The organism is Nitratireductor mangrovi, assembly GCF_007922615.2.
Lineage (GTDB): Bacteria > Pseudomonadota > Alphaproteobacteria > Rhizobiales > Rhizobiaceae > Mangrovimarina > Mangrovimarina mangrovi.
The window spans coordinates 1,757,308-1,782,914 of record NZ_CP042301.2; the positions used below are offsets into that span (position 1 = coordinate 1,757,308).

Consider the following 25,607-nt stretch of genomic DNA (forward strand, 5'->3'; position numbering starts at 1 on the left):
CCATCACGACATTCCCTGATAGACATGCCGGAAGCGCTGGTCGGCCGGTACGAAATGCGCGCCTTCCGGCCCGTAAGCGACGTGTTCATGCCACGGTGTGGCGCCCGCGTCGGTGAGGTCGTTGAGCCGGCGCATGTAGCCGATCGCCTCGCCTTCAAGGCCGGCGCGCATCGCCGTCCAGTCCGGAAAACGCGAAAACGCTTCCAGCCAGATGGCGCGCCCGGCCAGATAGCCTGAAGCCCCGGCCCGGTAGGCGTGGGCCAATATCCGCTCGAACGCCGCCTTGCCGGCGCCGGCCGACAGCATCACCCACGGCCGCCCGGCAAGCCGCCCCATCTCGTCGAAAAGCGCCTGCACCTCCCCGGCGTTCTGCCCTTCGACGCCCGGCACATCGTCGGCGTTGACCGGGCTTTCGAGCTTGAAGAGATCGACGCCGTAGTCGGGCGCCGCGAAGGTCTCGACCGACTTCAACACGTCGTCGGCTTTCTTGCCCTTCAGTTCGACATAGTCCTTGGTCTGGTGTTGATCGGCGGCAAGTGGATAGACGAGAAGCTCGAAAACAAATGGAATATCAAAGCGCTGGCAGGCTTCCCCGATTCTCTTTGCGAAGTCTCGCTGATGCTGTTTCACCGCCTCGCCGGCATCCGGCCGGTACCAGGCGAGCACCTTCACGGCATCGCCGCCCATTCGGCGGATCTTTTCGACTGACCAGTCGTCGATTTCCGACGACAGGCGACCGTCATCGGTCTCACGAAAGTTCGAATCCTCGAGCGTAACGATCAACCCCTTCTGCGGCGACAGGAATCGCAAGCCGCGCGGGATCGCATAATGCGGATCGAGCAGCATCGCTGACGATTCCGCCTGCAATGTCTCGACCAGCAGCGCCTTGAAGCGCCCGACATCGTCATAAGGCGCCTCGGCGAGCCCGTAATGCTTGGCGATCGGGTTCTTGATCGGCGGACGCTGGTCAACGGCTGTCATCTTGAAGCGCCCGCCGGCGTCAGCCATGCGCCTCAGCCCCCAGAGCTTTCCGGGTGAAAGTTCGATCATGCGGCCTTCCTCAGGAACTCTGCCACCTCGTCGCGTCCGGGCGTTCCCGCGCGCCCGCCGAAACGGGTGCATTTGATGGCGGCGACGGCGTTGGCGAAGCGGATTGCAGCCATCTCCGTCTCGCCTTCGCCGAGCGCCAGCGCAAACGCGCCGTGCCAGACATCTCCAGCACCAAGCGTATCGACGATATCGACCTTGAAAGCGGGGATGCGATGGGCTTCACCACCGTTTCGAAAGCTCACACCCTTCGCCCCGTTGGTGTAGCCGACCCAGGCGCCGGTCTCGCGCTCGGCCGCTTCGAGGGCCTCGTCAAGATCATCGATTGCTGTGAAATCGCGCAGTCCCTGGGCCGAGAACGCAATATGCGACGCCCGCGCCAATGCCTCACCGGCTTCGCGCACCGGTGCCTCGGCGTCCATGATACCGGGAACACCAAGGCGCCGCGCGGCCTGCATCGCCACCGCCGCGCCCTGCGGCCAGCGCGTGTCGGCCAGGATGGCGTCGACATCGCCAGGAATATCGTTTTCCAGCCAGCCGGCATCAAAGCTCAGTTGCATGTCGCGAAAATTGACGATCTGGCGTTCACCTGTGGCATCGACATAGACCGAGGAGAAGGAGGAACGCCCCTCTTCCAGCCGCCGCACCCGTGCACAATCCACCCCTTCCGCTTCCAGACCCGCGACGATCATCTCCCCGATCGGATCGCGGCCGACGCGCGCGGCAAGCAGCGCTTCCCCTCCCAGACGCGCCACCGCGGCCGCCGCGTTTGCGGCGCAACCGCCCCCGACGATGGCGGCATCGCGCGCACGGAATTTTTCGGCCTTTCGCGGCAATTCGTCGATAGACATCACGATGTCGACCACGGCGACGCCGGCAATCAGGATCCTGGTCATGTCGCGCGGTTTCGGTTCAGGGGTTTCGGCCATGCGGCGACGCCAACCTAGCAAGTCTTATATAAGATACAAGAGTGAACTTCGACCCGCTGCTGAAGGGCCGTCCGCCTAACCGGAGAACCGCTTTCTCTATGGCACGTCGCTATCACCTGACGTTGCGTAAATGCCACATCAATCGTGCGCCCCAATGTGGGCACGAAATTGCCGCTTGCGACATCCCGCCGCAGGGGCTATTGGCGCGCTCCCGGTCGTCGAACCGGTTCGGATGTCAGCGGCCGGAGCTTTCGCCTCCGCCCGTGCAGGCGGCTCTGCCAGCGCTGTATGCGGACGCCGTACCGGAAATCGGGGTCGCGGATATGGCTCAGTGGTAGAGCGCCCGGCATCTGGCCGGGAGGTCGCGGGTTCGATTCCCGTTATCTGCTCCATGGATAGCTCAGTGGTAGAGCATCAGACTTTGGCTCTGACGGCGGGGGTTCGAATCCCCCTCCAACACCCTCCTAAGGTGTCCACCGAAACGACGGCCCGGGGACCGGAATGCGGAAGGCGGAAGGCGGAAGCCACACGACCGAGCCTGCGGGCAAGGAAGCGCGGTGGAAACCGGATGCCATCTGCGTGCGGCCGGCCAGCGGTGAAGGCCGGGACGCATCCGGGTCGGCAAGCAGCGCCATGGCGTCGCACGCCCGCCCGGATGTCGAACGGCCCGCTCCCGCGTGCCCGCTTCGCGCCGATGCCACCGGTCCCCGGGTCATTTTGCCGGGAAGCCTGAAAGTGAACGAAACGACGGAAAGGAACATCGCAGCATGATTTAGCCATGCCGACGAAGGAGCACAAAGATGATGAGCATTCTCGAGACAATTCTTGGGCGCCAGCGCGTCCTCGTGAAGGAAAACGAACGTGTGGTCGCCCTCTACAAGGGCGCGATCCTGGCCATCCTCGAACCGGGCGAGCACATGCTGCCGAACCGGCGCGGACGCCTGGAGACCATCCGTCACGACCTGACGAACCCGGTTTTCAGCTCGAACATCGAGAAGGCGATCTTCGACAGGCTCCCGGATGAGGCGGCACGTCAGCTGACGGTATTCCGTACCGGCCGTAACGAGGTCGAGGTGGTCGAACGCGACGGCCAGGTCTTTGCCGCACTGGCGCCGGACCGGCGTCTGACCGTCTGGACCGATGCCGGTCCGTGGACGTCGACCCGCGTCGATGCTAGCGAAAACCTTGCGGTCGACCCGGCGCTGATGCGCCGGCTCGGTCAGGCGAGGAAGGCCGAACTGATGACTGTACACCCTGTGGTGGACGGCCAGGCCGGCCTGCTCTTCGTCGACGGCACGCTCGCCGGAACGCTCGAGCCGGGCGTCCATGCCTTCTGGAACGTCGGCAAGATGGTCCAAGTCAAGGTTGTCGACCTGAAGCGTCAGTCGCTCGACGTTGCGGGCCAGGAACTCCTGACCCGTGATCGCGTGACCATCCGCGTCAACATCGCCGCCGAGTATCAGGTCGTCGACCCGGTCAAGGCGGTGACCGCGGTGAAGGATTTCGCCGAGGCGCTCTACCGTGCCCTGCAGCTTGCCTTCCGCAAGACGCTCGGCGCCATGACGCTCGACCAGATCCTCGAAAAGAAGGTCTCGGTCGATGAGGACGCCGCGGCGAAGGTGCGCGCCGACATGGCCGCGATCGGCATCGAGGTGTTCGATATCGCCCTCAAGGACGTGATCCTGCCGGGCGAGATGCGCGACATCCTCAATCAGGTCGTGGCCGCCGAGAAGCAGGCCGAGGCCAATGTCATCCGCCGTCGCGAAGAGACGAACGCGACGCGTTCGCTCCTCAACACGGCGAAGGTGATGGCCGAGAACCCGGTCATGCTGCGCCTCAAGGAGCTGGAGACGCTCGAGGCGATCGCCGGCAAGGTCGAGCGGCTTACGGTCCACAACGGTACCGGCGGCCTCATGAACGACCTTGTCCGGCTGCGCGACGACTGAGCCGCACGGCCCGAAACCATGTGAAAGGGCGGTCGAAAGGCCGCCCTTTCCGCGTCATGGGGCTGGATTTCGCCCTTCCCCTCGGTCCAAAAACAGACTAGACACCCCGACCGACATTGCCCTGCGATCCTCCGAGGAAAAAGACGTGCCCTCAACCTTCGACCGAGTCGCCGACATCATCGCCGAGACGAGCGAGATCGACCGCGACACCATCACCGCCGAAAGCCACACCATCGACGATCTCGGCATCGACAGCCTCGACTTCCTCGACATCGTGTTCGCGATCGACAAGGAATTCGGCATCAAGATCCCGCTCGAGAAGTGGACGCAGGAGGTCAATGACGGCAAGGTTCCGACCGAGGAATATTTCGTCATGAAGAACCTGTGCGCCAAGATCGACAGCCTCGTCGCCGAAAAGGCGTGACGGGCGATACCGCCTCCAACGTAGCGCGACCGGCATGAGCGACCTCGACGCTGTCATCACCGGGATCGGCATCGTCTCCTGCCTTGGCGAAGGCAAGGACGCGCACTGGTCGGCCCTGACGGCTCCCTCGCCGCGGCCGGTCATCGACCGCGAACGCTTTCCTCCCTACACCGTGCATCCGCTGCCGGAGATCGACTGGGGCGCCCAGATTCCCAAGCGCGGCGACCAGCGCCAGATGGAAACCTGGCAGCGGCTCGGCACCTACGCGGCCGGCCTGGCGCTCGACGACGCCGGCGTCAAGGACGATGAGGCGCTGTGCGCGACCATGGACATGATCGTGGCCGCCGGCGGCGGTGAACGCGACGCCGGCGTCGACGCCGCCATCCTGGAGGCGTCGCTTTCACGCAACGATCAGGACGTGCTGCTCAACGAGAAGCTGACGACGGAGCTCCGCCCGACCCTGTTCCTGGCGCAGCTTTCCAACCTGCTCGCCGGCAACATCTCGATCGTGCACAAGGTAACCGGCTCTTCGCGCACCTTCATGGGCGAGGAAGGCGCCGGCATCTCGGCGCTGGAGACAGCCGTCGCCCGCATCCGATCCGGCCAGTCCTCGCATCTGCTCGTCGGGTCCGCCTATCAGACCGAGCATCCCGACTATCTGCTGGCCTACGAACTCGGTGGCCTGCTGCATCGTGGCGACTGGACGCCTGTCTGGTCGCGTGGCGAGGATGGCGGCATCATCACCGGCTCCGGCGCCGCCTTTCTCGTCATCGAATCGCGCGCCCACGTGCAAAAGCGCGGCCGGCGCGCCTACGCCAGGATCGGGGCCGTGGCGAGCGAAGGCGCTCGCCGCGATCCGGAAAGCTTCGCCGAACGCATCGCCGGCCTGGTCGACAAGGCCGCGGACGGCGGCAAGCCGATGGTGCTATCGACGGCATCGGGCGCACCCTTTGCCACCGGGGCGGAACTTGAAGCGCTGCGCAAGCGCGGCCGGCCCTTCCGCGGCATCTCCTCCTTGACCGGCCATCTCAAGGAAACGCAGTTTCCCTTTGCGGTGGCGCTGGCGGCGATGGCCGTCGACCGGGGAGAGGCCTTTGCGGCCATCGATGCGGCGAATGAGTCCGCCGTCGATGGCTTCGACAGCGTCCTAGTGACGACCGTGGGGCATCGCCGCGCCGAGGGAGTGGCGCGGATCGATCCCGCCTGATCGAGATTCTGGAGCAGGCCATGAGCAAGGACCGGTACGGCAGGCAAACGGTGGTGGTCACCGGCATCGGTGTGGTGACCGCGCTGGGCGTCGGCAAGACGGAGAACTGGCAGGCCCTGACTGCCGGCCGCTCCGGCATTCACGCTATCACCCGCTTTCCGGTCGATCAGCTTTCCACCCGTATTTCAGGCATGGTCGACTTCCTGCCATCGAGCAAGGTCGGCGCCAGCGCGTTGACCGACGAACTCGCCGAAACCGCCGGTCGCGAGGCGCTGTCGCAAGCCGGTATCGGCGACGATCTCGGCGGACCGCTTTTCCTGGCCGCGCCGCCTGTCGAACTCGACTGGCACCGGCGTTTCGAGCTCTATCGCGACGGACGGCCCGGGCAGGAAGGCTACGAGCGCCTGCTCGGTGTCGCCCGCGACTACAAGACGCCGAAAGCGTACGAAGAAACCCAATTCGGAGTGATTGCCGAACGGCTTGCCGACCTTTTCGGCGCGCGCGGCCTGCCGGTGACGCTGTCGACGGCCTGCGCGTCCGGCGCCACGGCGATCCAGCTGGGCGTCGAGGCGATCCGGCGCGGCGAATGCGATCGCGCGCTGGCAATCGGCGCCGACGGTTCGGCCACTGCCGAGGCGCTGATCCGCTTTTCGTTGCTTTCGGCGCTGTCGACGCAGAACGACCCCCCCGAGAAGGCCTCCAAGCCGTTCTCCAAGGACCGCGACGGCTTTGTCATCTCGGAAGGTTCGGCCGCACTCGTGCTGGAATCGCTTGAAAGCGCCAAGGCTCGCGGCGCCGAAATCCTCGGCGTGATCAGCGGCTGCGGCGAGAAAGCCGACGATTTCCACCGCACGCGCTCCAAGCCTGACGGCTCGCCGGCGATCGCGGCGGTGAAGGCAGCACTCGCCGATGCGGGAATGGATGCCGGCGAGATCGCCTACATCAACGCCCATGGCACCTCGACGCCGGAAAACGACAAGATGGAGCATCTGTCGCTGTCGACCGTTTTCGGCGAGCGCATGCGCAGCATTCCGATCTCTTCCAATAAGTCGATGATCGGCCATACGCTGTCGGCCGCCGGCGCGATCGAGGCCGCCTTTTCGTTGATGACCATGCGCGAAGGCGTCATTCCGCCGACCATCAACTATGACAATCCCGACCCGGCGATCGACCTGGACGTCGTGCCGAACGTCAAGCGCGAGGCCGACGTGGCGAGCGTCCTTTCGAACTCCTTCGGTTTCGGTGGCCAGAACACCTGCCTTGTCATGTCCCGCGAACCGGTCTAAGCGGACCCCTTTCCGCGAACAAGATCGGCCAGAAAATGCGCGCATTGCAGCTCGTCGAGGATCGCAGGCTCGAACAGGTCGACCTGCCGCCCCCGCCCCCGCCCGCGGCCGGCGAGGTCACCGTCGCGATCAAGGTGGTGGCGCTCAATCACATCGACGTCTGGGGCTGGCGCGGCATGGCCTTCGCCAAGCGCAAGATGCCGCTGGTCATCGGCGCGGAAGCCTCCGGCGTGGTCGATGCCGTCGGTTCGGGCGTGGGCAATCTCGCGCCCGGCCAACTCGTCTCGATCTATGGCGCGCGCACCTGCGGGCTTTGCCGGCCGTGTCGCGAGGGCCGCGACAATCTGTGCGAGCACGTGTCAGGCGTTCACGGCTTCCATCTCGACGGCTTTGCACAAGAACGCATGAATCTGCCGGCGCGGCTTCTGGTGCCTGCTCCGCCCGGCGTCGACGATGTCGCCGCAGCCCTTGCTCCGGTAACCTTCGGCACTGTCGAACACATGCTGTTCGACAATGCAAAGCTCGAGCCGGGCGAGACCATCCTGGTCCATGCCGGCGGCTCCGGCATCGGCTCGGCCGCGATCCAGCTTGCCCGCAGGATGGGCTGCACCGTCATCACCACCGTCGGATCCGACGACAAGGCCGACAAGGCGCGTGCCCTCGGTGCCGACCATGTCATCAACTACCGCAGTGATCGCTTCGAAGGCGTTGTGCGCAAGCTTACCAAGAAGAAGGGCGTCGACGTCGTCTTCGAGCATGTCGGCGCCGACACCTGGGCCGGCTCCATGCTGTGCCTGAAGCGCGGCGGCCGCCTCGTGACCTGCGGCTCGACATCGGGCGTCTCGACAAGCATGAACCTGATGCAGCTCTTCCAGCAGCAATTGAAGCTCCTCGGCTCCTTTGGCTGCCGCATGGAGAACATGGCCGACGCGATGCAGAAGTTGGCTGCCGGCCTCGTGCGGCCGGTGATCGACACGGAAGTCGATTTCGACAGCATCGGCGACGCGCTCGAACGCATGGAGAGCCGCGACGTCTTCGGCAAGATCATCCTGCGCGTTGCCTGACCCTGAACGAACAGTGACGACCACGTTCAAAAGCCTCTCGCGCCAGCTGTTCGCCCGCCTGCGCAACCGCACCCGGATCGCCAACTACTGGCTGATCGCCCAGGTCACGCTCGGTTTTCTGCGCCTGCTGCGGCTGCTGCCCGCCGAACGGGCTTTGAACTTCGTCGACCGGGCGGCGCGGCGGGTCGGTCCGCTAGCCGGTCGCCATCGCACCGCGATCGGCAACCTGCGCGCCGCCTATCCGGACAAGCCCGACGCGGAACTTGAACGGATCGCATCCGACATGTGGGCCAACATGGCGCGGCTGGCCGGCGAGTATGTCTTTATCGAAAAGCTGCTCGGCGAACAGGACGGAGACGAACTGCCTGCACGCGTGGAGGTCGTCGGCGCCGAGCTTTTCCTCAGACTGCGCGACGACCCGAGGCCGCGCATCATCTTCACCGCGCATCTCGGCAATTTCGAACTGCTGCCGATCATGGCGGCCCGCTACGGCCTCGCCGTCAGCGCACTCTTTCGCGCGCCCAACAACCCCTTCCTGGCAGCCGAGCTACTCGAAAACCGCGAAGGCTCGATGGGCGACCTGATTGCCTCGCGCCAGGGCTCTGTCTTCGCGCTCGCCCGCGTGCTTGAAGGCAATGGCAATATCGGGCTGCTTGTCGACCAGAAATTCGTCGATGGCGTTCCGACCACCTTCTTCGGGCGCGAGTGCCAGTCAAGCCCGGTGCTGGCGAGGTTGGCGCGTCAGTTCGATTGCGACGTGCACCCTGCCCGCTGCACGCGGCTGCCCGGCAACCGTTTCCGGATCGAACTTGAGGAAGCAATCGAATTGCCCCGCACCGCAAAGGGCCGCGTCGACGTCCAGGCCGCGACCCAGATGGTCAACGACATCGTGGAAGCCTGGGTTCGCGACGATCCCGGTCAGTGGATGTGGTTCCACCGCCGCTGGGAGATGAAAAGCTGGAAGAAGCAGCCTCCGGTGCGGGCCTAGCCGCCATAATAATTCATGACCGCGTGGCGCGCCTCCGCGAAGAAGAGCCAGCGCTCAACAAGCATGCCGGCGGCATGCGACAGGGCGGCCAGGAAGGCCAATGCCGCGGCACCTGCACCAGGCGCCGGCACGACCGAGGCCAGGAGCGCGATCAGCAGCAACGGGAGCACGCCTCCAAGGATCACCGCGATCACGGCCAGCTTGGCCGCGTGCTTGCGGGCGACGCGAAAACCCATCTCGCGGGTGAGGTAGTTCTCGGTCATGTGTGGCCGTTCCAGAAGGCGCACGCGGCCAATGTTCCCCAGTCCGGTGGCACTTTCCGGGCTCGACGGCGATACTAGGCGGCGCATCCGCGTTCGCCAGACAAGCTTGATCGCCCATGCCACGACCAGGAGGATAAGCGCGAGGAAGGCCGGCACTCCGGCCGCACCGCCGCCCGCCGCTGCGAACAACGTGGCAAGCACCGCGCCGCCGGCACCCGCAAAGCAAAGGAACGCCGCCGGCGTCAGCGGCGTATGCCAGGCCTCGACGGTGCGTAGCGAGGCGTAGATCATGGCGGTGCAGTAGACCGTGACGACGCAGCAGGCCGAACCTGCGAGCCCTACCGGCAACGAATAGCGCCCCTCGAACAGCGCCAGCCACGCCGAGACGCAAAGCGGCACGAAGCTGACGATCGCCATCACGCCCTCCCGCGACAGCCAGCTCGAACGCCATTGCGACAGCGCCCGCCACGCCCGTTGCGGGTTGCCGAGATGAAGTGTCGACGAAAGCAACCCTCCGGCGATCAGGGCGAGCGCCATCAGATGCGCCAGCTTTGCAGCCAAGGTTTGGGGATCGAGCAGCCCGAGGCCGAGCATGAACGCAAGGCCGTAGCCGAGCCCGGACGACGTGGTGAAAACGATGATCGACAGCGCGGGATGCATTCAGAGCCGGTCCAGCATGCCGTCCAGCCAGGCGAAGAAGCCCGCAGCGCCGCTCGTATCTTCTCCCACGCGCCCGGGTGCCCGCGACGCCAGGCTCGTGCGCGGACGGGGAGGCAGATATTTGTTCACCGGGCGCGTGCCTTGCTCCGGCATCAGGTCGACGCCGCCCCGAGCCGCAACCATTTGCGAGACATCCGAATCAGGATCGCCGAGGTCGCCGAAATGGCGGGCATTGGCCGGGCATGTCCGCACACAGGCGGGCACGCGGTCGGCCTCCTCGAAGGTCTCGTTGTAGATGCGGTCGACGCATAGCGTGCATTTCTTCATCACGCCGGCGGCCAGGTCCATCTCGCGCGCGCCATAGGGACAGGCCCAGGCACACAGCCCGCAGCCGATGCATTTGTCCTCGTCGACCAGCACGATTCCGTCGCTGGCGCGCTTGTAGGACGCGCCCGTAGGGCACACGGTCACGCAAGGCGCCTCCTCGCAATGCAGGCAGGATTTGGGGAAGTGGACGATGCGCGCGTCGCCGGCCTCGCCGACGATGTCGGCGCCTTCCGGTGTCACCTCGAAGGTGTGGATGCGATTCAGCCAGGCGCCGGAGACGTTTTCGCCATAGGGCTCCTGATCGGAGAGGGCAGCGCCGTAGCCGCCGGTGTTCCACTCCTTGCAGTTCACCACGCAGGCATGGCAGCCGACGCAGACGTCGAGATCGATGACCAGCCCGAGCTTCTTCGCTGTCGACGAGGAAGGAAGCGACGTCATTTGCTCCACTCCTGTCCGTAGCGCAGTTCTGCGGGTCCCTCGGCCGCCCGCTCGACCGGCGGAAACTGCGGTTCGGACATCTCGCCTGGTTCGGCCTTCTCGATCCTGACCCGCAAATCGTACCAGGCAGCCTGCCCCGTGACCGGATCGGAGTTCGACCATCTGAGGCCGTCGCCCTTCGGCGGCAGCAATTCGTGGATCAGGTGATTGAGCAGGAAGCCCTCCTTCGCCTCCGGCGCGTTTGCAGCAAGCGCCCAGGCTCCCCTGCGTTTGCCGATCGCGTTCCAGGTCCAGATCGTCGCGGCGTTGACCGCTTCCATGCGCGCGACCGGCACCTTGATGCGCCCGTGCGGCGAAATCAGCCAGGCCCAGTCGCCGTCGACGAGGCCGGCTTCATCGCAGACCGGACCGGGAACGTAGAGCGGATTCGAGGTGTGAATCTGCCGGAGCCAGGCGTTCATCGAGCCCCAGGAATGATACATCGCCGCCGGCCGCTGGGTGATGGCATGATATGGGAAGCTCTTCCTGTCGATCGCTTCCTCCTCCAGCGGTCGGTACCAGCACGGCAGCGGGTCGAAGCTTGCCAGTATGCGCGCGCGATGGCTTTCCGGCGCCACCGGCTCCCGCGCGCCCTCTGCCGACAGGCGAAACTTTTGCAGCGTCTCCTGGTAGAGTTGGAAGGTCACCGGCTGCGGCTGGTCGAAAAAGCCCAACCGCACCGCGAAATCCTGATAGGCGCGGTTGGCGTGTTTGAAGAACTGCGCCTCTTCCGGAATGTGGTGGACGAAGAAGGAACCGTTCTCGACATAGCGCGCCAGCTGGTCGGGGTTGATGGCCCCACGTCCCGTGCGGTCGCCTTCCGATCCACGAAAGCCGGCCAGCGGTCCGATCCCCGGCCGTCGCTCGTGACGCACGATGTAGTCGGCGTAGTCGCGATAGAGTGCGGTGCCGCGATTGTCGACGAAGCCCGGCAGCTTCAGCCGCGCGCCAAGGTCGAGCAGCACGGACTGGAAGCCTCTCACGTCACGGTCTGGATCGACCACCGGCCAGCGGATCGCATCCTGCACCGCATCGGGCTCCGAGATCGGCCGGTCCAGCATCGAGATGCAGTCATGGCGCTCCAGATAGGTGGTATCGGGCAACACCAGATCGGCATAGGCCGTCATCTCGGAAGCGTATGCGTCGGCAACGATGATCTTGGGGATGCGGTATTCGCCGGTCGCCTCGTCCTTGTCCTCCAGCATGGCGATGACGCCGCCGGTGTTCATGGAAGAATTCCAGGCCATGTTGGCCATGTAGAGGAACAAGACGTCGACCGGATACGGATCGCCCGCGTGCGCGTTGGAAATTACCATGTGCATGAGGCCGTGGGCAGAAATCGGCGCGTCCCACGAAAACGCCTTGTCGATGCGCGCCGGGTACCCCTGCTCGTCGACCAAAAGGTCCTCGGGACCGCGCGGAAAGCCCAGATGTGGTCCCGCGAGCGGCTGCGACGAGCCGAAATGTTCGGCCTTGCCGTGAGGGCGCGGATGCGCCTCGACCGGCTTCGGATAAGGCGGCTCGTAGCGGAAGCCGCCGGGGCAGTCGATCGCGCCGATCAGCACCTGCAGGAGATGCAGCGCGCGCGCCGTCTGGAAGCCGTTGGAATGGGCCGAGATGCCTCGCATGGCATGAAACGAAACCGGACGGCCGACGAACCCGTCATGGCGCCGACCCTGCATGTCGGTCCAAGGCTGATGGATGAAGATTTCTTCATCGAACGCAACGCGTGCGATCTGGGCGGCAAGCCCGCGAATGGTGTCGGCGGCCACCCCGGTTTCTTCCGCGACCCGTTCCGGCGCATAACGCTCATCCAGGTACTTTTCCGCCAGAAGCTGGAACGAAGGCACCGCGAAGCGCCCGTCGGCAAGTTCGAAACGCCCCGACAGCGCCGGCCGCGCGCCTTTCTGGTCATGACGGACCGGCTGCTCGGTCACGGTCTCCCAGACCAGGGCCCTTCCTTCCCGGTCGCGCGCGAAGAGGCCGTGCTCACCGGTTCCCGGCGCGTCGATGACCAGCCAGGGCGCGTTCGAATAACGTAGCAGATAGTCGACATCGATCCGGCGCGCCTTCAGGAGTTCGTGCACGAGCGACAGGATCAGGAGCCCATCGGTGCCGGGCCGCACCCCGATCCAGTTGTCGGCGATCGCGGAATAGCCGGTGCGCACCGGATTGACCGAGACGAAGCGCGCGCCACGGCTCTTCAGCTTCGAGATGCCCAGTTTCAACGGGTTGGAATCATGATCCTCCGCCACCCCGAACAGGATGAACAGCTTCGTTCGCTCCCAGTCGGGTGCGCCGAACTCCCAGAACGCACCGCCAATGGTCATGATGCCGGCGGCCGCCATGTTGACCGAGCAAAAGCCGCCATGGGCGGCGTAATTGGGCGTGCCGAACTGCTGCGCCCAGAAGCTGGTCAGGGCTTGGCTCTGGTCGCGGCCGGTAAAGAAGGCAAGCTTCTTCGGGTCCCTCTGGCGCGCCTCGCCCATCCATTCCGTGGCAAGCTGAAGCGCTTCTTCCCACGAGATGTGCCGGAATTGGCCGGCACCGCGCGGCCCGGTGCGCAGCATCGGCGCCGACAACCGCGCCGGCGAATAATGCTGCATGATCCCGGCCGAGCCCTTGGCGCACAATACGCCACGATTGACGGGATGGTCGCGATTGCCCTCGATATAGCGGACCTTGCCGTCCTTGAGGTGAACGTTGATGCCGCACCGGCAGGCGCACATGTAGCAGGTGGTCTTGCGCACCTCGTCGCCGACCGGCTCCGACAGCGCAAGGCGCGGCTCGCGACTCATGCAAAACTCCCTTCCGGCCCGAGTCCTATAGAAGACTCAGGCGGTAGGAAATGGACGAATGCGCTGGATTCGGCAACGATTGCGACCAGCGCGCAGTCATGCCGCGCAGGGTCGCCAAGCCGCCAAACGGTCAGTTCTCTACAATGATGCGCGTATTGCCGGGTCCGGCCTGCCTGACCAGCGCGAAGAGACGCCTGGCATTGTCTGTATGCAGCCGTACGCAGCCATGCGACGCGGGACGACCGAGGCGGCTCACGGCATTGGTGCCGTGGATGGCATATCCACCGTGATAGAAGATCGAATACGGCATTGGCGACATGTCGTATTTGCGCGAATGCCACATCCTGTGCATCCGGTACGGTCGGAACTCTCCCGGCGGCGTAATGTAGCCGGAGCGCGCGGTCGACACCTTCCAGGTATGGATGACACGGCCATGCTTCGTCACGGTCATGGTCTGCTCGGCAATGTTGACCTTCGCAACGATGCTCGCCGCCAGCCCGGTTTGCACGGACCCCAGCAGCACGGCCGCGGCCGACATGAACCCGATCAGCCAGTTTCTCATATTCTCAACCCTTGTTACGCCCTGTAACGTAAGCTTATGATCGCCTTTCTGAACGGTAAGTGAACAGCATTACACATCGTCGGCGGTCAAACCGTTAAGGATGCGGCGTGCCTGACGAAAAGTTGAAGGGCTCGTAACGGGAAAGAAATGACCGGCCGGTATAGGCTGCCTGTGTTGATACCGGTGCGTGGATTGGGGGTTGGTTCGATGTTGCGTTTGCTTGTTGCTTTTGCCCTGCTGGGCTTTTTTGTGGTTTCCACGCCAGTCGATGCTGTCGCCGCGAGGTTGATCGCCAAGGTTGACCTGTCGTCGCAGACAATGACGGTCGTGCATCGCGGCCAGGTCAAATATCGCTGGAAGGTTTCGACAGCTCGGCGCGGCAAGGTGACGCCGGTCGGCACATGGCGCGCCAAATGGCTGTCGCGCCACCATCGCTCGAGCCGCTACAACAACGCGCCGATGCCCTACTCGATCTTCTACAACGGCAACTACGCCATCCATGGCACCAACCAGGTCAAGCGCCTGGGTCGTCCCGCTTCGGCCGGTTGCATCCGCCTGCACCCGTCCAACGCGGCGATCCTGTTCCGCCTCGTGCAGCGCGAAGGGTTGAAGAACATGATGGTTATGGTCCGCCGCTGACGGCGCCCTAGACGATCATCAGCATCAGCCGGTAGGTGACGAGCGCGATGACCGCAAACATCGCGTTCGAGGTGAGCACGTCCGCCCAGGGCAATCGTTTGGGTCCGAAGTAGTATTTCAGGCCTACACTCGGCGCCACCGTCAGCCAGATGAAGGCCAGAAGCCAGCCGGCCAAGCCGCCGACGGCGAGGATCGCCGGCACCGGGATCATATAGATCACCGACCAGAGATGCTTGCCGGGCTTGCCGGCGAGCATGGCAAACGGCACGCGTTTGGTGAGATAGAGGATCACCCACAGCCCGAGGCATCCGCCGACGCCCGCGGCGACGACGGCGATCCATATACCAAAGCTTGCATACATTTCTTTTCTCCCGTGCTCGCCAGAACCCTGCGCATTTCATATCCCCTGCGCCGCGGCCACGATAGATTTGGGCCAGCGGAACAATCGCGATTTACTCGCGATGGGATTCGCGCTTTGATCGCAGCCGATCCGAACCGAGAGTGGGAGCAACAACAATGAAAACAGCAAAATCCGTGCTGGCGGCCGTGGCGTTCGCGCTGGCTTCGACCACCGCCTCGCTGGCCGCGCGCACCGATATCGTGGTGGGCGTGGTGCTCGAGCCGCCGCATCTCGACCCGACCGCGGGCGCCGCCGCGGCGATCGATGAGGTGGTTTATGCCAACGTCTTCGAGGGCCTGACGCGCATCGGCTCCGGCGGCGAGGTTCGTCCGGCGCTCGCCGAGAGCTGGGAGATTTCCGACGACGGCAAGACCTACACCTTCAAGCTGCGCTCCGGCGTGAAGTTCCACGATGGCACCGACTTTACAGCCGACGACGTGAAATTCTCGCTCGACCGCGCCATGGCCGAGGAGTCGACCAATGCGCAAAAGGGCCTGTTCGCGGCGATCGACAGCGTCGAGGTGGTCGACCCGACCACGGTGAAGGTGATGCTGAAGAACCCGCAAGGGTCGTTTCTCTACAATATGGGCTGGGGCGACGCCGTGATCGTTGCGCCGGAATCGGCCGAAGGCAACAAGGAAAAGCCGGTCGGAACCGGCCCGTTCAAGTTCGACGAATGGGCCAAGGGATCGGCGATCAGGCTGTCCAAGGCCGACGGCTACTGGGGTGATGCCGTGGCGCTCGACAAGGTCGAGTTCCGCATCATTCCCGATGCCGCGGCCGCCGTGCCCGCGCTCTTGACCGGCGACGTGCACGCCTTTCCGAACATGCCGGCAGGCGATGCACTGCCGCAGATCCAGGCCGATCCCCGCTTCGAGGTCGTGATCGGCTCGACGGAAGGCGAGACGATCCTCTCGACGAACAACGGCAAAGAGCCCTTCAACAATCTCAAGGTGCGCCAGGCGATCGCCCACGCGCTCGACCGGGAAGCCATCATCGCCGGCAACGGTTCCGGCTACGGCACGCCGATCGGCTCGCATTTCTCGCCCGGCAACGAAGCCTATGTCGATCTGACCGGCACCTATCCGCACGATGTCGAGAAGGCCAAGGCGCTGTTGAAGGAAGCCGGCTTCGAGAACGGCTTTTCCGCCACGCTGAAGCTGCCGCCGCCGTCCTATGCCCGCGACGGCGGCCAGATCGTCGCCTCGCAGTTGCGCGAGGTTGGCATCGAGCTCGAACTCATCCCGGTCGAATGGGCGCAATGGCTCGACCAGGTCTTCAAGGCCAAGGACTACGACCTGACGATCGTTTCGCACACCGAGCCGAACGACATCGGCATCTATGCGCGCGATGACTATTATTTCGCCTACGATAACCCCGACTTCGACGCCGTGATCGCCGAGCTCGACGTGACCTCCGACCAGGCCAAGCGCAACGAGCTCTACAAGAAGGCGCAGGAGATCATCGCCAAGGACGCCGTCAACGGCTTCATGTTCCAGCTGCCGAAGATCGGCGTCTGGGACGCCAAGCTGGAAGGCATGTGGGAGAACTCGCCGGTGCAGGCGACCGACCTGACCGGGGTGAAGTGGACGGACTGACCGGATCCGGGCTTCCTCCCCTTCGCGGGGAGGAAGCCGCTTGATGCAGTGGGACCGGCATCGGCCGAGCATGGCCGCTGAACTCGCTGCCGGTTCCGATCGCCTTCGGCCCTTGGCCTCCCTCCCCTGCGGGAGGGGAATCACCTGATACGATGACCGCATTCCTCCTCAAACGCCTCGCCATCGGCTTTGCGACCTTGTTGCTGGCCTCGATCGTCGTGTTCTCGGTGCTGGAGATCTTGCCCGGCGATCCCGCGCAGCTGATGCTGGGCATGAACGCGACCGAGGATGCGTTGCAGGCGCTGCGCGAGCAGATGGGGCTCAACAAGCCGCTACTGACCCGCTATCTCGACTGGGTGGGCGGCTTGCTGGTCGGCGATTTCGGACGCTCCTTCACCTATTCGAGCCCGGTCATCGAACTGGTCGGCGAGCGCGCCGTGGTTTCCCTGCCGCTGGCGGTCATGGCGCTGGTGTTGTCGACCGTCATTGCCATTCCTGTCGGCCTTTTTGCCGCCTCGCGCCGCGGTCGCGCCGCCGATACGGTCGCGATGGGCACGGCCCAGTTCGGCGTTGCCGTGCCCAATTTCTGGTTCGCGCTGATTTTGATCTACATCTTTGCGGTCTGGCTGCGGCTGGTGCCCGCCGGCGGCTTCCCCGGCTGGCAAGCCGGGCTGTGGCCCGGGATCAAGTCCCTGCTGCTGCCTGCGATTGCCCTCGCCCTGCCGCAGGCCGCGATCCTGTCCCGCGTGACCCGTTCCGCGCTCCTGGAAGTGCTCGGCGAGGATTACATCCGCACGGCGCGCGCCAAGGGGATGCCGCGCCGCTACGTGCTCTGGCGCCATGCGCTCAGAAACGCCATGATCCCGGTGCTGACCATCCTCGGCCTCCAGTTCGCCTTCCTGCTCGCTGGCACCATCATCATCGAGAATGTCTTTTACCTGCCGGGGCTCGGACGGCTCGTCTTTCAGGCCATCACCCAGCGCGACCTGATCGTGGTCGAAGGGGTCGTCATGCTGCTCGTTGCCAGCGTGGTGATCGTGAACATTCTCGTCGACATCTGCTACGCGATGGTCGACCCGCGGCTGAGGACACGCTGATGGCGAGCGAATCCCTCGACCTGCCACAGCCCGAAAAGGGGCTCCTTGCCGCGGCGTTTGCCAATCGGTCCTTCCTCGCCGGGTTCGTCATCACCGCCCTGATCGCGGCGATGGCGCTCCTCTCCTTCTTCTGGACCCCGTTCGACGTCACCAGGCTCGAGCCGGCCAACCGGATGCAGGGGCTGTCCTGGACGCATCTCTTCGGCACCGACCATTTCGGCCGCGACATCCTGTCGATGATCATGATCGGCTCTCGCAACTCGATCGCGGTCGCCATCGTCGCGGTCTGCATCGGCATGGGCATCGGCGTGCCGCTCGGCTGCTGGGCGGCCGCGCGTGGCGGGCTGGTCGACGAGGCGCTGATGCGCTTCAACGACCTCGTCTTCGCCTTCCCGGCCCTGCTGTCGGCCGTGTTGATCACCGCCATCTTCGGACCTGGCGCCGTCAACGCGATCATCGCCATCGGCCTTTTCTACATCCCGGTTTTTGCCCGCGTGGCACGTGCCGGCGCGCTATCGCTGTGGCCGCGCGAATTCATCCTTGCCGCCCGCGCCGCCGGCAAGGGCAAGGCGCTGATCACCATCGAGCACATCCTGCCCAACATCGCCTCGATCCTGCTCGTTCAGGGCACGATCCAGTTCGCGCTCGGCGTGCTCGCCGAAGCCGGGCTCTCCTATGTCGGACTCGGCACCCAGCCGCCGATGCCGTCCTGGGGCCGCATGCTCTTCGACGCCCAGACCCGGATGATGGTGGCCCCTCATCTGGCTCTCTTCCCCGGTTTCGCGATCGTCATCACGGTTCTCGGGCTCAACCTTCTCGGCGACGGTCTGCGCGATGTCCTCGACCCGCGCCTGCGGCGGGAACGCTGACGACATGGCGCTGCTTGAGATCGAAAATCTGCGCCTGTCGATCGGCGACACGCCTATCCTCAGGGATGTAGACCTCGTCATCGGCGCCGGCGAAACGATGGGGCTGGTCGGCGAATCCGGCTCCGGCAAGTCGATGACGGCACTCACCGTCATGCAATTGCTCCCGAATGCGGCCAGGGCCGAGGGCCGGGTCACCTTTGACGGCATCGACATCCTGTCTGCCCCCGAAGCCGCCATGAACCGCCTTCGCGGCGACGACATCGGCATGGTCTTCCAGGAGCCGATGACCGCGCTCAATCCGGTCAAGACCATCGGCGAGCAGGTTGCCGAGGGCATTCGCTGGCACACCGGAGCCAACCGCGCCGACGCGGAGGCTTCGGCACGACAAATCCTCGACCGCGTCGGCCTGCCGGAAAGGCAGTTCCCGCTGTCGCGCTATCCCCACCAGCTTTCAGGCGGCCAGCGCCAGCGTGTCGTGATCGCCATCGCCTGCGCGCTCAAGCCGAAACTCCTGATCGCCGACGAACCCACCACCGCCCTCGACGTGGTGCTGCAGGCCCAGATCCTCGACCTCTTGCGTGATCTCGTCGCCGAAAACCGCATGGGGCTGCTGCTGATCAGCCACGACCTTGCCGTCGTCACCGACATGGCCGACCGCGTCACCATCATGCGCCATGGCGAGGTCATGGAGGAAGGCGAGACGGCGCCGACGCTGTCGGCGCAGGTCCATCCCTACACACGCCAGCTCGCCGAGGCCTCCATGCATGTGCCGGCGCGGCCGCATCGCGACGCCGCCAGGACCGACGCGGCCAACCTGCTGGAGGTGCGCGACGTGGTGCGTGACTATCCTGGCCGCCGCGTGTCGCTCCTGAAGGCGCCGGAGCCCTTCCGCGCCGTCGACGGCGTCTCGTTCTCCATGAAGCCCGGCCAGTCCGTGGCGCTGGTCGGCCGTTCCGGCTGCGGCAAGTCCACGCTCGCCCGCATGATCCTGGCGCTCGACCGGCCGACGGCTGGCGAAATCGGCTTCCTGGGCGAAACGCTCACCGCCAGGAGCGAGGAGGAACTGAAGCCGGCCCGCCGCAACATGCAGGTGGTGTTCCAGGACCCTTACGGCTCGTTCAACCCGCGCCACAAGGTCGTGCGGCTGGTGGCGGAGCCGCTGCATCTCCTGGACAAGGCGCCCTCCTCCGCCGAACGCCGCGAGATGGTTGCGCAGGCGCTCACCGAAGTCGGCCTGCGTGCCGACGACATGGACAAGTATCCGCACGAATTTTCCGGCGGCCAGCGCCAGCGCATCTCGATCGCCCGGGCGCTTATCACCCGGCCGAAGCTCATCGTCGCCGACGAGCCGGTCTCCGCGCTTGACGTGTCGATCCGTGCGCAGGTGCTGGACCTCTTCGCCGACCTCAACCAGCGTCTCGGCGTGGCCTATCTCTTCATCACCCACGATCTGACCGTTGCCCGTGCCATCACCGACGAGGTGATGGTGATGCATGACGGAAGGATCGTCGAGGAAGGTCGCACCGACGCGGTGCTCGACAACCCGCGCTCCGAGGCCGCGAAGGCGCTGGTAGCGGCCGCGCCGGACTTGAGGCGTGCCATCCGCCGCAGGCTGGTCGAGCAAGGGTGACCTCCGGCCTGAGGCCCAGCCAAACGGCAATCGATGTCTCGGCGGAGAGCCACTGTCCTGCTTGCCGCGCTCCCGACGCGGGCGTAGATTCACGATGCGGGGCAGATGCGGCACGGCCTGTTTTTTTGGGGAAGATGGTCCATGCGCGCGATTCATTTCGTGTCAGGTGCGGTCTTGACGCTTGCGTTGCCGGCGGCAGGACAAGCGGGTGTTGGCGAAAACTACGGCAGCCGGGATCCTGTAGCGTGCCCGCAGGTCGAGGGGGCAGGTCCCACCCTAGATGAAGCAGTGGAGCTTTTCCGATGCACAAACGAGATCGAGGCGTCGCACCTGTTCTTAGTCGACGACGTCAGGTTGCAGATTGGAAAGTCGCGCCCTTTCCAGGACGGCGACAACTACCCTGAGATCGACCGTGCTCTGGCGGTATTCCCGATCCGCGGAGCTTGGACCGAGCATCAGTGCACCAACATCAAGACCTTCCCGGGGGCCGCGCCGGCGAGTTGTAGGGTTTTCGACAAGACCAACGGCAGCGGCATCTGCTATCGAACCACGTTCGGCGATTGGCGTTGCCAGATGTCAGGCGCCAGCGCGAATCTGCGTCCGGGCTGGTTCGAGCCGCCGCGCTAGTGACGGACGCCGCTCCGACCGTGATTATTGCGGGCCGCTGACAAGGTCGGCGGGCTCCAGTTCCAGCACGTCGAGAGTCCGCTTCAGCAACCGCACCTCGTACTCGCTCAGATCCTCGTCCGACTTGGCGATCTCGGCGAGGTGGCGGGCAAGTTCGATCCGGCGTTGGCGATCGAGTGTCCGGAACACCGCGAGTGCCTGGGAGCCGCTGGTCTCGTAGCCGAAATCCTGCAGATAGCGGATGACGCCCTTCAGGCTTTCCTCGCCGATCCCGAACGCGTCGCGACAGATGCGCCGGAACGTCGCGAGTTCCTTTTCGTCTACCGCCCCGTCAGCGAGGATCATCCTGAACAGCAGCAGCAACTCGGCCGACAGCACCGGGTCATCGGCGACGCGACGAACGGCCGGATCGCCTTCGAACAGCATTCTCAGTTTCGCAAGGAACCCTTCCGACATCGCCCGCCCCTCCTGCGATCGCCCGTTAGCGAAACTAGCCCGGAATCCCGCGCCTGCAAATCTGCCCGAGGCGATCAGCAACCTTCTCCACGGACTTCTGAGCCGTAGCTGCCGCGGCAAGCGACGCCTGCCGGCACGACGGCCTTCCGCCAAAAGGAAAACCGTCCTAGTGTCGCGACATGAGCGAGCCACGCGACGCGCTGCAACTGAAACCCAACTCTTCGGTGCCGGCGGGCTATGACCCCTTCCTGCTGCGGCGCGCCGTGGCGCCCGACCTCGCCCCAGACGTTTTCGGGATCGCCGGTTATCGCGAAAACGGCTGCCGTCTGCACCATGCGCTCGAGATGGCGCCGCTGGTCGTCCCGCTGATCATCGGTTTCGGCGAGGCGTTCGAGATCGCTCTCGGGCGCGAGCCGACGAAAAATGACCGTTACAACAGCTTCACCTCCGGCCTTTACCCCGGCTACGTGATGATCAATTCGACCGGGCACGCCGAATGCATCCAGGTCGACTTCACGCCGCTCGGCGCTTTCCGTTTCTTCGGTATGCCGATGACCGAGATCGCCAGCCGCATGGTCACGCTTGACGATCTTGGCGATCGTGCCGTGATCGAGCTGCGGCTGCGGCTCGGCGAGGAAGCCGACTGGCACCGGCGTTTTATCCTCGTGGAGCGCTTCCTGCGCGCGCGCCTTCTCCGCGCCCGGCGCGAAAGCGCGCCTGTCGCCTGGGCCTACGAGGCCATCCTGCGCGGCCAGGGCAAGGTGCGTGTCGCCGACCTGGCCAGGGCGCTCGACTGGAGCCGCAAGCATCTCAACCATCGGTTCCAGACCGAAATCGGGCTCGGCCCCAAGGCGGTCGCGCGTATGGTGCGCTTCAACCGGGCACTGGCGATCGCAAGGACGCAAGGCAATGACGGCTGGGCGGCGATCGCCGCTGATTGCGGCTACGCCGACCAGGCCCATCTGGTGCGCGAGTTCCGCGAGTTTGCGGGATCCTCACCGGGCGCACTACCCGCCTTTCCCTGACGCCACTCCTGGCGAAAGCCCGCGGGTTACATTTCTTCAATACCGTCTCACCTTTCCCGAGCATGATGGGGACATCAGACGAGAAAGGATTTCTCCATGCAAACCTACATCGCCATCGAGGCCCCGCGCATCTTCCCTGCCATGCGCTTCAAGAACGCCTCTGAGATGATCGACTGGCTCTGCGAGGCGTTCGGCTTCCAGGTCCACGCCAAATATGTGGAAGGCGACAAGGTCGCTCACGCCCAACTCGCCTTCGGCTCGTCCATGATCATGTGCGGCGACGAGCGCGACAACGCCTATGGCGACCTCGTCGGGTCACCAGATGGGTTGGGCGGAAAATCGCTCTATGTCGCCGTCGACGACCCCGACGCGCTGTGCGAACGCGCGCGCAAGGCCGGCGCGGAGATCGTCGAGGAGCCGGTGGACCGCGACTACGGCAGCCGCGATTTCGTCTGCCGGGATCCCGAGGGCAATATCTGGTCCTTCGGCACGTATTGGCCCAAGGCGCACGAAGAGGCCGAATGACCATGAACCGAATGGATCGCCCCGCCGCCGACGCCATCGTCCTCGGTCCCGGCGAGGGTCGCGGCTACGACATGCCGACCATGCGCGCCGTCTTCAAGGCCGACGGCGTTGAAAGCCGCGGCCGCTTCAGCGTCTCCGAATGGTGGGTCGCACCGCAAAGCACCGGCCCCGGAGCCCATAGCCATGCCGACAATGACGAGATCTTCTACGTCGTCGAGGGGACGGCCGCGATCCTTGTGGGGAACACCTGGATCAACGCAGAAAAAGGTTCCTTCGTGATGATCCCGGCCGGCACTGTGCACGATTTCGAAAACCGCACCGAATATCGCATGGGCCTGCTCAACATCTTCATCCCCGGAACCTTCGAGGAGAACATGCCGAAAATCCTCGCCTGGTACGAACAGAACGGCCGTGCCTGACGGCGACCGCCGTCCGCCGCTGTGCGCGGTATCGATATCGCGCACTTCGGCTGACGTATTTTCGCACATCAGTTTGTCGAGCGTCGTGTTGCACGGCCTTGTCATTGGTCTAGATTGCCTCTCCAGGAAATGTCGAACCGTTTCCGGGAGGATGAGATGGACGCGATCGTCGACGCCGCGGCTGGCCAGTTCGAGCTCAACGAGGACCAGCGCGCGATCCGCGAAATGGCGCAGGGTTTCGCCGCCGACAAGGTTGCTCCGCACGCGCTCGAATGGGATCGCGACAAGTATTTCCCAGCCGACGTGATCCGCGAGACCGGTCCGCTGGGCTTCGGCGGCATCTATGTGCGCGACGACGTCGGCGGCTCCGCACTCGGCCGCCTCGACGCGGTGCTGATCTTTGAAGCGCTGGCCTATGCCTGCCCCGGCTTTTCCTCCTTCATCTCCATCCACAACATGGCCGCGTGGATGATCGACATGTTCGGCAATGACGAGCAGCGCCAGAAATACCTGCCGCGGCTGTGCTCCATGGAACTGCTGGCCAGCTATTGCCTGACCGAACCGGGTTCGGGCTCGGATGCCGCCGCGCTGAAGACCCGCGCCGTGCGCAGCGGCGGCAATGGCAGCGACTACGTGCTGAACGGCACCAAGCAGTTCATTTCGGGCGCCGGCGGCAACGATGTCTACGTCGTCATGGCGCGCACCGGCGAGGAGGACGGCCCCGCCGGCGTGTCGACATTCGTCGTCGAAAAGGACGCGCCCGGCCTCTCCTTCGGCAACAACGAAGCCAAGATGGGCTGGCACATGCAGGAGACCCGCCAGGTCGTCTTCGAGGACTGCAAGGTGCCGGCGGAAAACCTGCTCTCCGGCGAGGGTGCAGGTTTCAAGATCGCTATGGCTGGCCTCGACGGCGGCCGCCTGAATATCGGCGCCTGCTCGCTCGGCGGTGCGCAGTCGGCGCTCGACAAGGCGCTCGCCTATGCGGCCGAGCGCAAGGCTTTCGGCAAGGCGATCAATCAGTTCCAGGCCCTGCAGTTCAAGTTCGCCGACATGGAGACCGAGTTGAGCGCGGCCCGTCTGATGCTTTATGCCGCCGCCTCGAAGCTCGACCGCAAGGCCCACGACGCCTCCAAATGGTCGGCCATGGCCAAGCGCTTCGTCACCGACACCGGCTTCGACATCGCCAACGAGGCGCTGCAGATTCACGGCGGCTACGGTTACCTGCACGAATACGGCGTCGAGAAGCTGGTCCGCGACCTGCGCGTCCACCAGATTCTGGAAGGCACCAACGAGATCATGCGCGTCATCATCGCCCGCCATCTGGTTGGGCGCTAGATATCTCGCCCTGCCAACCTATGGTGGGCCGCCGATCGAGCGCCGACTGCCTTTCTTTCGCGGAGGAGACCCTCAAATGACCACCATCGCCTTCATCGGCCTCGGCAATATGGGCAATCCCATGGCCGCCAATCTGGTCAAGGCCGGCCATCAGGTTCAGGGTTACGACCTCGTCACCGACAACCTCACCACCGCCAAGGAAAACGGCGTCACGATCATGGCCAATGCGGCCGCGGCCGTGAAAGGCGCCGACGTGGTGGTCACCATGCTGCCCGCCGGCAAGCATGTCATTTCGGTTTACGGGGATGTCGTCGCCAAGGCCGCCAAGGGTACGCTCTTCATTGATTCCTCCACCATCGACGTCGATTCAGCGCGCAAGGCGCACGCCATCGCGGCCGAACACGGCATGCTGTCGATCGACGCGCCAGTGTCCGGCGGCACCGCCGGCGCGGCCGCCGGATCGCTCACCTTCATGGCGGGCGGCTCGGACAAGGCCTTTGCCAGGGCCGAACCGATCCTGGAGCCGATGGCCGGCCGCGTCGTCCATTGCGGCGGCGACGGCGCCGGCCAGGCGGCCAAGATCTGCAACAACATGATCCTCGGCATTTCGATGATCGGCGTGTCGGAGGCCTTCGTCCTGGCCGAAAAACTCGGCCTTTCGCATCAGGCACTGTTCGATGTCGCCTCCACCTCGTCCGGCCAGTGCTGGTCGATCACCTCCTATTGCCCGGTTCCCGGCCCGGTACCGGCTTCGCCGGCCAACAAGGAGTACAAACCCGGCTTCGCGGCAGCGTTGATGCTCAAGGACCTGCGGCTTGCGCAGGAAGCGGCGGCATCGGCGGGCGCCGTCACGCCGATGGGGGCGGAAGCCGCGCAGCTCTACGCGCTGTTCAACGCCCGCGGCCATGGCGGCGACGATTTCTCCGGCATCATCAACTTCCTGCGCGGCGACAAGGGCTGACAAAATTTTTCCGCCGCTTAACCTGAAAAACCGTCGAATTTACCATCG

At 64.8% G+C, this 25,607-nt stretch carries 25 protein-coding genes and 2 tRNA genes; 19 read left to right on the plus strand and 8 right to left on the minus strand.

The features are described from left to right. Positions 1 to 3 precede the first annotated feature (3 nt). Both FQ775_RS08665 and FQ775_RS08670 read right to left on the minus strand, forming a co-directional pair. Positions 4 to 1,050 (minus strand): tagatose 1,6-diphosphate aldolase, encoded by a 1,047-nt coding sequence (locus FQ775_RS08665; protein WP_146301523.1) that lies wholly within the window; start codon positions 1,048 to 1,050, stop codon positions 4 to 6. Beyond that, the gene (locus FQ775_RS08670) at positions 1,047 to 1,976 is read right to left on the minus strand and encodes a PfkB family carbohydrate kinase (protein WP_246730307.1); all 930 of its coding nucleotides are present in this window, start codon (positions 1,974 to 1,976) and stop codon (positions 1,047 to 1,049) included. The genes FQ775_RS08665 and FQ775_RS08670 overlap by 4 nt, the downstream gene beginning before the upstream one ends. A 317-nt stretch (positions 1,977 to 2,293) precedes the next feature. Here FQ775_RS08670 and FQ775_RS08675 point away from each other — a divergent pair. The 8 genes from FQ775_RS08675 to FQ775_RS08710 all read left to right on the plus strand — a co-directional run bounded on the left by FQ775_RS08675 (position 2,294) and on the right by FQ775_RS08710 (position 8,891). After that, positions 2,294 to 2,368 (plus strand) — tRNA-Arg (locus FQ775_RS08675). Between the two features lies 1 nt (position 2,369). After that, positions 2,370 to 2,432: transfer RNA gene (locus FQ775_RS08680), tRNA-Gln, on the plus strand. Positions 2,433 to 2,779: 347 nt separating this feature from the next. Further along, positions 2,780 to 3,922 carry a slipin family protein gene (locus FQ775_RS08685; protein ID WP_146302112.1) on the plus strand — a complete coding sequence of 381 codons (1,143 nt, stop codon included), beginning with the start codon at positions 2,780 to 2,782 and terminating at the stop codon, positions 3,920 to 3,922. A gap of 145 nt (positions 3,923 to 4,067) precedes the next feature. After that, complete coding sequence (locus tag FQ775_RS08690; protein ID WP_146301524.1) at positions 4,068 to 4,346, plus strand: acyl carrier protein; 279 nt, start codon at positions 4,068 to 4,070, stop codon at positions 4,344 to 4,346. Positions 4,347 to 4,380: 34 nt separating this feature from the next. Continuing rightward, positions 4,381 to 5,553, plus strand: coding sequence for a beta-ketoacyl-ACP synthase (locus FQ775_RS08695; RefSeq protein ID WP_146301525.1), 1,173 nt, complete (start codon positions 4,381 to 4,383; stop codon positions 5,551 to 5,553). A gap of 20 nt (positions 5,554 to 5,573) precedes the next feature. Further along, a complete protein-coding gene (locus tag FQ775_RS08700; protein ID WP_146301526.1) occupies positions 5,574 to 6,839 on the plus strand; it encodes a beta-ketoacyl-ACP synthase in 1,266 nt (421 codons plus the stop codon). Between the two features lie 35 nt (positions 6,840 to 6,874). Continuing rightward, complete coding sequence (locus tag FQ775_RS08705; RefSeq protein WP_146301527.1) at positions 6,875 to 7,903, plus strand: zinc-binding dehydrogenase; 1,029 nt, start codon at positions 6,875 to 6,877, stop codon at positions 7,901 to 7,903. A 13-nt stretch (positions 7,904 to 7,916) separates the two neighbouring features. Further along, on the plus strand, positions 7,917 to 8,891 hold the full coding sequence (locus tag FQ775_RS08710) for a lipid A biosynthesis lauroyl acyltransferase (protein WP_246730308.1): 975 nt from the start codon (positions 7,917 to 7,919) through the stop codon (positions 8,889 to 8,891). On the opposite strand, the gene FQ775_RS08715 is transcribed toward FQ775_RS08710, so the two are convergent. From FQ775_RS08715 to FQ775_RS08730, 4 genes are all read right to left on the minus strand, one after another. Beyond that, positions 8,888 to 9,814: a dimethyl sulfoxide reductase anchor subunit family protein gene (locus FQ775_RS08715; protein WP_146301528.1), complete on the minus strand. Its 927-nt coding sequence runs from the start codon at positions 9,812 to 9,814 to the stop codon at positions 8,888 to 8,890. The genes FQ775_RS08710 and FQ775_RS08715 overlap by 4 nt on opposite strands. Further along, positions 9,815 to 10,579, minus strand: coding sequence for a 4Fe-4S dicluster domain-containing protein (locus tag FQ775_RS08720; protein ID WP_146301529.1), 765 nt, complete (start codon positions 10,577 to 10,579; stop codon positions 9,815 to 9,817). Then, a complete protein-coding gene (locus tag FQ775_RS08725; protein ID WP_146301530.1) occupies positions 10,576 to 13,416 on the minus strand; it encodes a molybdopterin oxidoreductase family protein in 2,841 nt (946 codons plus the stop codon). Before FQ775_RS08725 ends, FQ775_RS08720 begins: the two co-directional genes overlap by 4 nt. A 130-nt stretch (positions 13,417 to 13,546) precedes the next feature. Beyond that, a complete protein-coding gene (locus tag FQ775_RS08730; protein WP_146301531.1) occupies positions 13,547 to 13,978 on the minus strand; it encodes a L,D-transpeptidase in 432 nt (143 codons plus the stop codon). Positions 13,979 to 14,185: 207 nt separating this feature from the next. Between FQ775_RS08730 and FQ775_RS08735 the strand changes: the two genes are divergently transcribed. Further along, positions 14,186 to 14,617: a L,D-transpeptidase gene (locus FQ775_RS08735; protein WP_146301532.1), complete on the plus strand. Its 432-nt coding sequence runs from the start codon at positions 14,186 to 14,188 to the stop codon at positions 14,615 to 14,617. 7 nt (positions 14,618 to 14,624) lie between these two features. Here the strand turns inward: FQ775_RS08735 and FQ775_RS08740 are convergent, their stop codons facing one another. Further along, positions 14,625 to 14,978, minus strand: a complete 354-nt coding sequence (locus FQ775_RS08740) for a hypothetical protein (protein ID WP_146301533.1) — start codon at positions 14,976 to 14,978, stop codon at positions 14,625 to 14,627. 155 nt (positions 14,979 to 15,133) lie between these two features. On the opposite strand from FQ775_RS08740, the gene FQ775_RS08745 reads away from it, so the two are divergent. From FQ775_RS08745 to FQ775_RS08765, 5 genes are all read left to right on the plus strand, one after another. Beyond that, complete coding sequence (locus FQ775_RS08745) at positions 15,134 to 16,615, plus strand: ABC transporter substrate-binding protein (protein WP_146301534.1); 1,482 nt, start codon at positions 15,134 to 15,136, stop codon at positions 16,613 to 16,615. 152 nt (positions 16,616 to 16,767) lie between these two features. Then, positions 16,768 to 17,712, plus strand: coding sequence for an ABC transporter permease (locus FQ775_RS08750; RefSeq protein WP_146301535.1), 945 nt, complete (start codon positions 16,768 to 16,770; stop codon positions 17,710 to 17,712). Further along, complete coding sequence (locus tag FQ775_RS08755) at positions 17,712 to 18,581, plus strand: ABC transporter permease (RefSeq protein WP_146301536.1); 870 nt, start codon at positions 17,712 to 17,714, stop codon at positions 18,579 to 18,581. The genes FQ775_RS08750 and FQ775_RS08755 overlap by 1 nt, the downstream gene beginning before the upstream one ends. 4 nt (positions 18,582 to 18,585) lie before the next feature. Then, positions 18,586 to 20,211, plus strand: a complete 1,626-nt coding sequence (locus FQ775_RS08760) for an ABC transporter ATP-binding protein (protein ID WP_146301537.1) — start codon at positions 18,586 to 18,588, stop codon at positions 20,209 to 20,211. Between the two features lie 141 nt (positions 20,212 to 20,352). Further along, complete coding sequence (locus FQ775_RS08765; RefSeq protein WP_146301538.1) at positions 20,353 to 20,838, plus strand: hypothetical protein; 486 nt, start codon at positions 20,353 to 20,355, stop codon at positions 20,836 to 20,838. A gap of 24 nt (positions 20,839 to 20,862) precedes the next feature. Here FQ775_RS08765 and FQ775_RS08770 read toward each other — a convergent pair whose 3' ends face one another. Further along, a complete protein-coding gene (locus FQ775_RS08770; protein WP_146301539.1) occupies positions 20,863 to 21,294 on the minus strand; it encodes a TerB family tellurite resistance protein in 432 nt (143 codons plus the stop codon). 179 nt (positions 21,295 to 21,473) lie between these two features. Here FQ775_RS08770 and FQ775_RS08775 point away from each other — a divergent pair, with 179 nt between their 5' ends. The 5 genes from FQ775_RS08775 to mmsB all read left to right on the plus strand — a co-directional run bounded on the left by FQ775_RS08775 (position 21,474) and on the right by mmsB (position 25,559). Beyond that, positions 21,474 to 22,319 (plus strand): helix-turn-helix domain-containing protein, encoded by an 846-nt coding sequence (locus tag FQ775_RS08775; protein WP_146301540.1) that lies wholly within the window; start codon positions 21,474 to 21,476, stop codon positions 22,317 to 22,319. Positions 22,320 to 22,415: 96 nt separating this feature from the next. Continuing rightward, the gene (locus FQ775_RS08780; RefSeq protein ID WP_146301541.1) at positions 22,416 to 22,844 is read left to right on the plus strand and encodes a VOC family protein; all 429 of its coding nucleotides are present in this window, start codon (positions 22,416 to 22,418) and stop codon (positions 22,842 to 22,844) included. Then, the gene (locus FQ775_RS08785) at positions 22,841 to 23,263 is read left to right on the plus strand and encodes a cupin domain-containing protein (RefSeq protein WP_246730309.1); all 423 of its coding nucleotides are present in this window, start codon (positions 22,841 to 22,843) and stop codon (positions 23,261 to 23,263) included. Before FQ775_RS08780 ends, FQ775_RS08785 begins: the two co-directional genes overlap by 4 nt. A gap of 156 nt (positions 23,264 to 23,419) precedes the next feature. Further along, entirely contained in the window at positions 23,420 to 24,598 is a 1,179-nt protein-coding gene (locus FQ775_RS08790; RefSeq protein ID WP_146301542.1) for an isobutyryl-CoA dehydrogenase, read from the plus strand. Further along, entirely contained in the window at positions 24,588 to 25,559 is a 972-nt protein-coding gene (gene mmsB, locus FQ775_RS08795) for a 3-hydroxyisobutyrate dehydrogenase (RefSeq protein ID WP_349291504.1), read from the plus strand. The genes FQ775_RS08790 and mmsB overlap by 11 nt, the downstream gene beginning before the upstream one ends. Positions 25,560 to 25,607 lie beyond the last annotated feature (48 nt).

What these genes read in the sequence shown, in the direction of transcription:
- FQ775_RS08665 (WP_146301523.1), bottom strand. Translation starts at nt 1,050, where the DNA reads ATGATCGAACTTTCACCCGGAAAGCTCTGGGGGCTGAGGCGCATGGCT.
- FQ775_RS08670 (WP_246730307.1), bottom strand. Translation starts at nt 1,976, where the DNA reads ATGGCCGAAACCCCTGAACCGAAACCGCGCGACATGACCAGGATCCTG.
- FQ775_RS08685 (WP_146302112.1), top strand. Translation starts at nt 2,780, where the DNA reads ATGAGCATTCTCGAGACAATTCTTGGGCGCCAGCGCGTCCTCGTGAAG.
- FQ775_RS08695 (WP_146301525.1), top strand. Translation starts at nt 4,381, where the DNA reads ATGAGCGACCTCGACGCTGTCATCACCGGGATCGGCATCGTCTCCTGC.
- FQ775_RS08700 (WP_146301526.1), top strand. Translation starts at nt 5,574, where the DNA reads ATGAGCAAGGACCGGTACGGCAGGCAAACGGTGGTGGTCACCGGCATC.
- FQ775_RS08705 (WP_146301527.1), top strand. Translation starts at nt 6,875, where the DNA reads ATGCGCGCATTGCAGCTCGTCGAGGATCGCAGGCTCGAACAGGTCGAC.
- FQ775_RS08715 (WP_146301528.1), bottom strand. Translation starts at nt 9,814, where the DNA reads ATGCATCCCGCGCTGTCGATCATCGTTTTCACCACGTCGTCCGGGCTC.
- FQ775_RS08720 (WP_146301529.1), bottom strand. Translation starts at nt 10,579, where the DNA reads ATGACGTCGCTTCCTTCCTCGTCGACAGCGAAGAAGCTCGGGCTGGTC.
- FQ775_RS08725 (WP_146301530.1), bottom strand. Translation starts at nt 13,416, where the DNA reads ATGAGTCGCGAGCCGCGCCTTGCGCTGTCGGAGCCGGTCGGCGACGAG.
- FQ775_RS08730 (WP_146301531.1), bottom strand. Translation starts at nt 13,978, where the DNA reads ATGAGAAACTGGCTGATCGGGTTCATGTCGGCCGCGGCCGTGCTGCTG.
- FQ775_RS08735 (WP_146301532.1), top strand. Translation starts at nt 14,186, where the DNA reads ATGTTGCGTTTGCTTGTTGCTTTTGCCCTGCTGGGCTTTTTTGTGGTT.
- FQ775_RS08740 (WP_146301533.1), bottom strand. Translation starts at nt 14,978, where the DNA reads ATGTATGCAAGCTTTGGTATATGGATCGCCGTCGTCGCCGCGGGCGTC.
- FQ775_RS08745 (WP_146301534.1), top strand. Translation starts at nt 15,134, where the DNA reads ATGAAAACAGCAAAATCCGTGCTGGCGGCCGTGGCGTTCGCGCTGGCT.
- FQ775_RS08750 (WP_146301535.1), top strand. Translation starts at nt 16,768, where the DNA reads ATGACCGCATTCCTCCTCAAACGCCTCGCCATCGGCTTTGCGACCTTG.
- FQ775_RS08755 (WP_146301536.1), top strand. Translation starts at nt 17,712, where the DNA reads ATGGCGAGCGAATCCCTCGACCTGCCACAGCCCGAAAAGGGGCTCCTT.
- FQ775_RS08760 (WP_146301537.1), top strand. Translation starts at nt 18,586, where the DNA reads ATGGCGCTGCTTGAGATCGAAAATCTGCGCCTGTCGATCGGCGACACG.
- FQ775_RS08765 (WP_146301538.1), top strand. Translation starts at nt 20,353, where the DNA reads ATGCGCGCGATTCATTTCGTGTCAGGTGCGGTCTTGACGCTTGCGTTG.
- FQ775_RS08770 (WP_146301539.1), bottom strand. Translation starts at nt 21,294, where the DNA reads ATGTCGGAAGGGTTCCTTGCGAAACTGAGAATGCTGTTCGAAGGCGAT.
- FQ775_RS08775 (WP_146301540.1), top strand. Translation starts at nt 21,474, where the DNA reads ATGAGCGAGCCACGCGACGCGCTGCAACTGAAACCCAACTCTTCGGTG.
- FQ775_RS08780 (WP_146301541.1), top strand. Translation starts at nt 22,416, where the DNA reads ATGCAAACCTACATCGCCATCGAGGCCCCGCGCATCTTCCCTGCCATG.
- FQ775_RS08785 (WP_246730309.1), top strand. Translation starts at nt 22,841, where the DNA reads ATGACCATGAACCGAATGGATCGCCCCGCCGCCGACGCCATCGTCCTC.
- FQ775_RS08790 (WP_146301542.1), top strand. Translation starts at nt 23,420, where the DNA reads ATGGACGCGATCGTCGACGCCGCGGCTGGCCAGTTCGAGCTCAACGAG.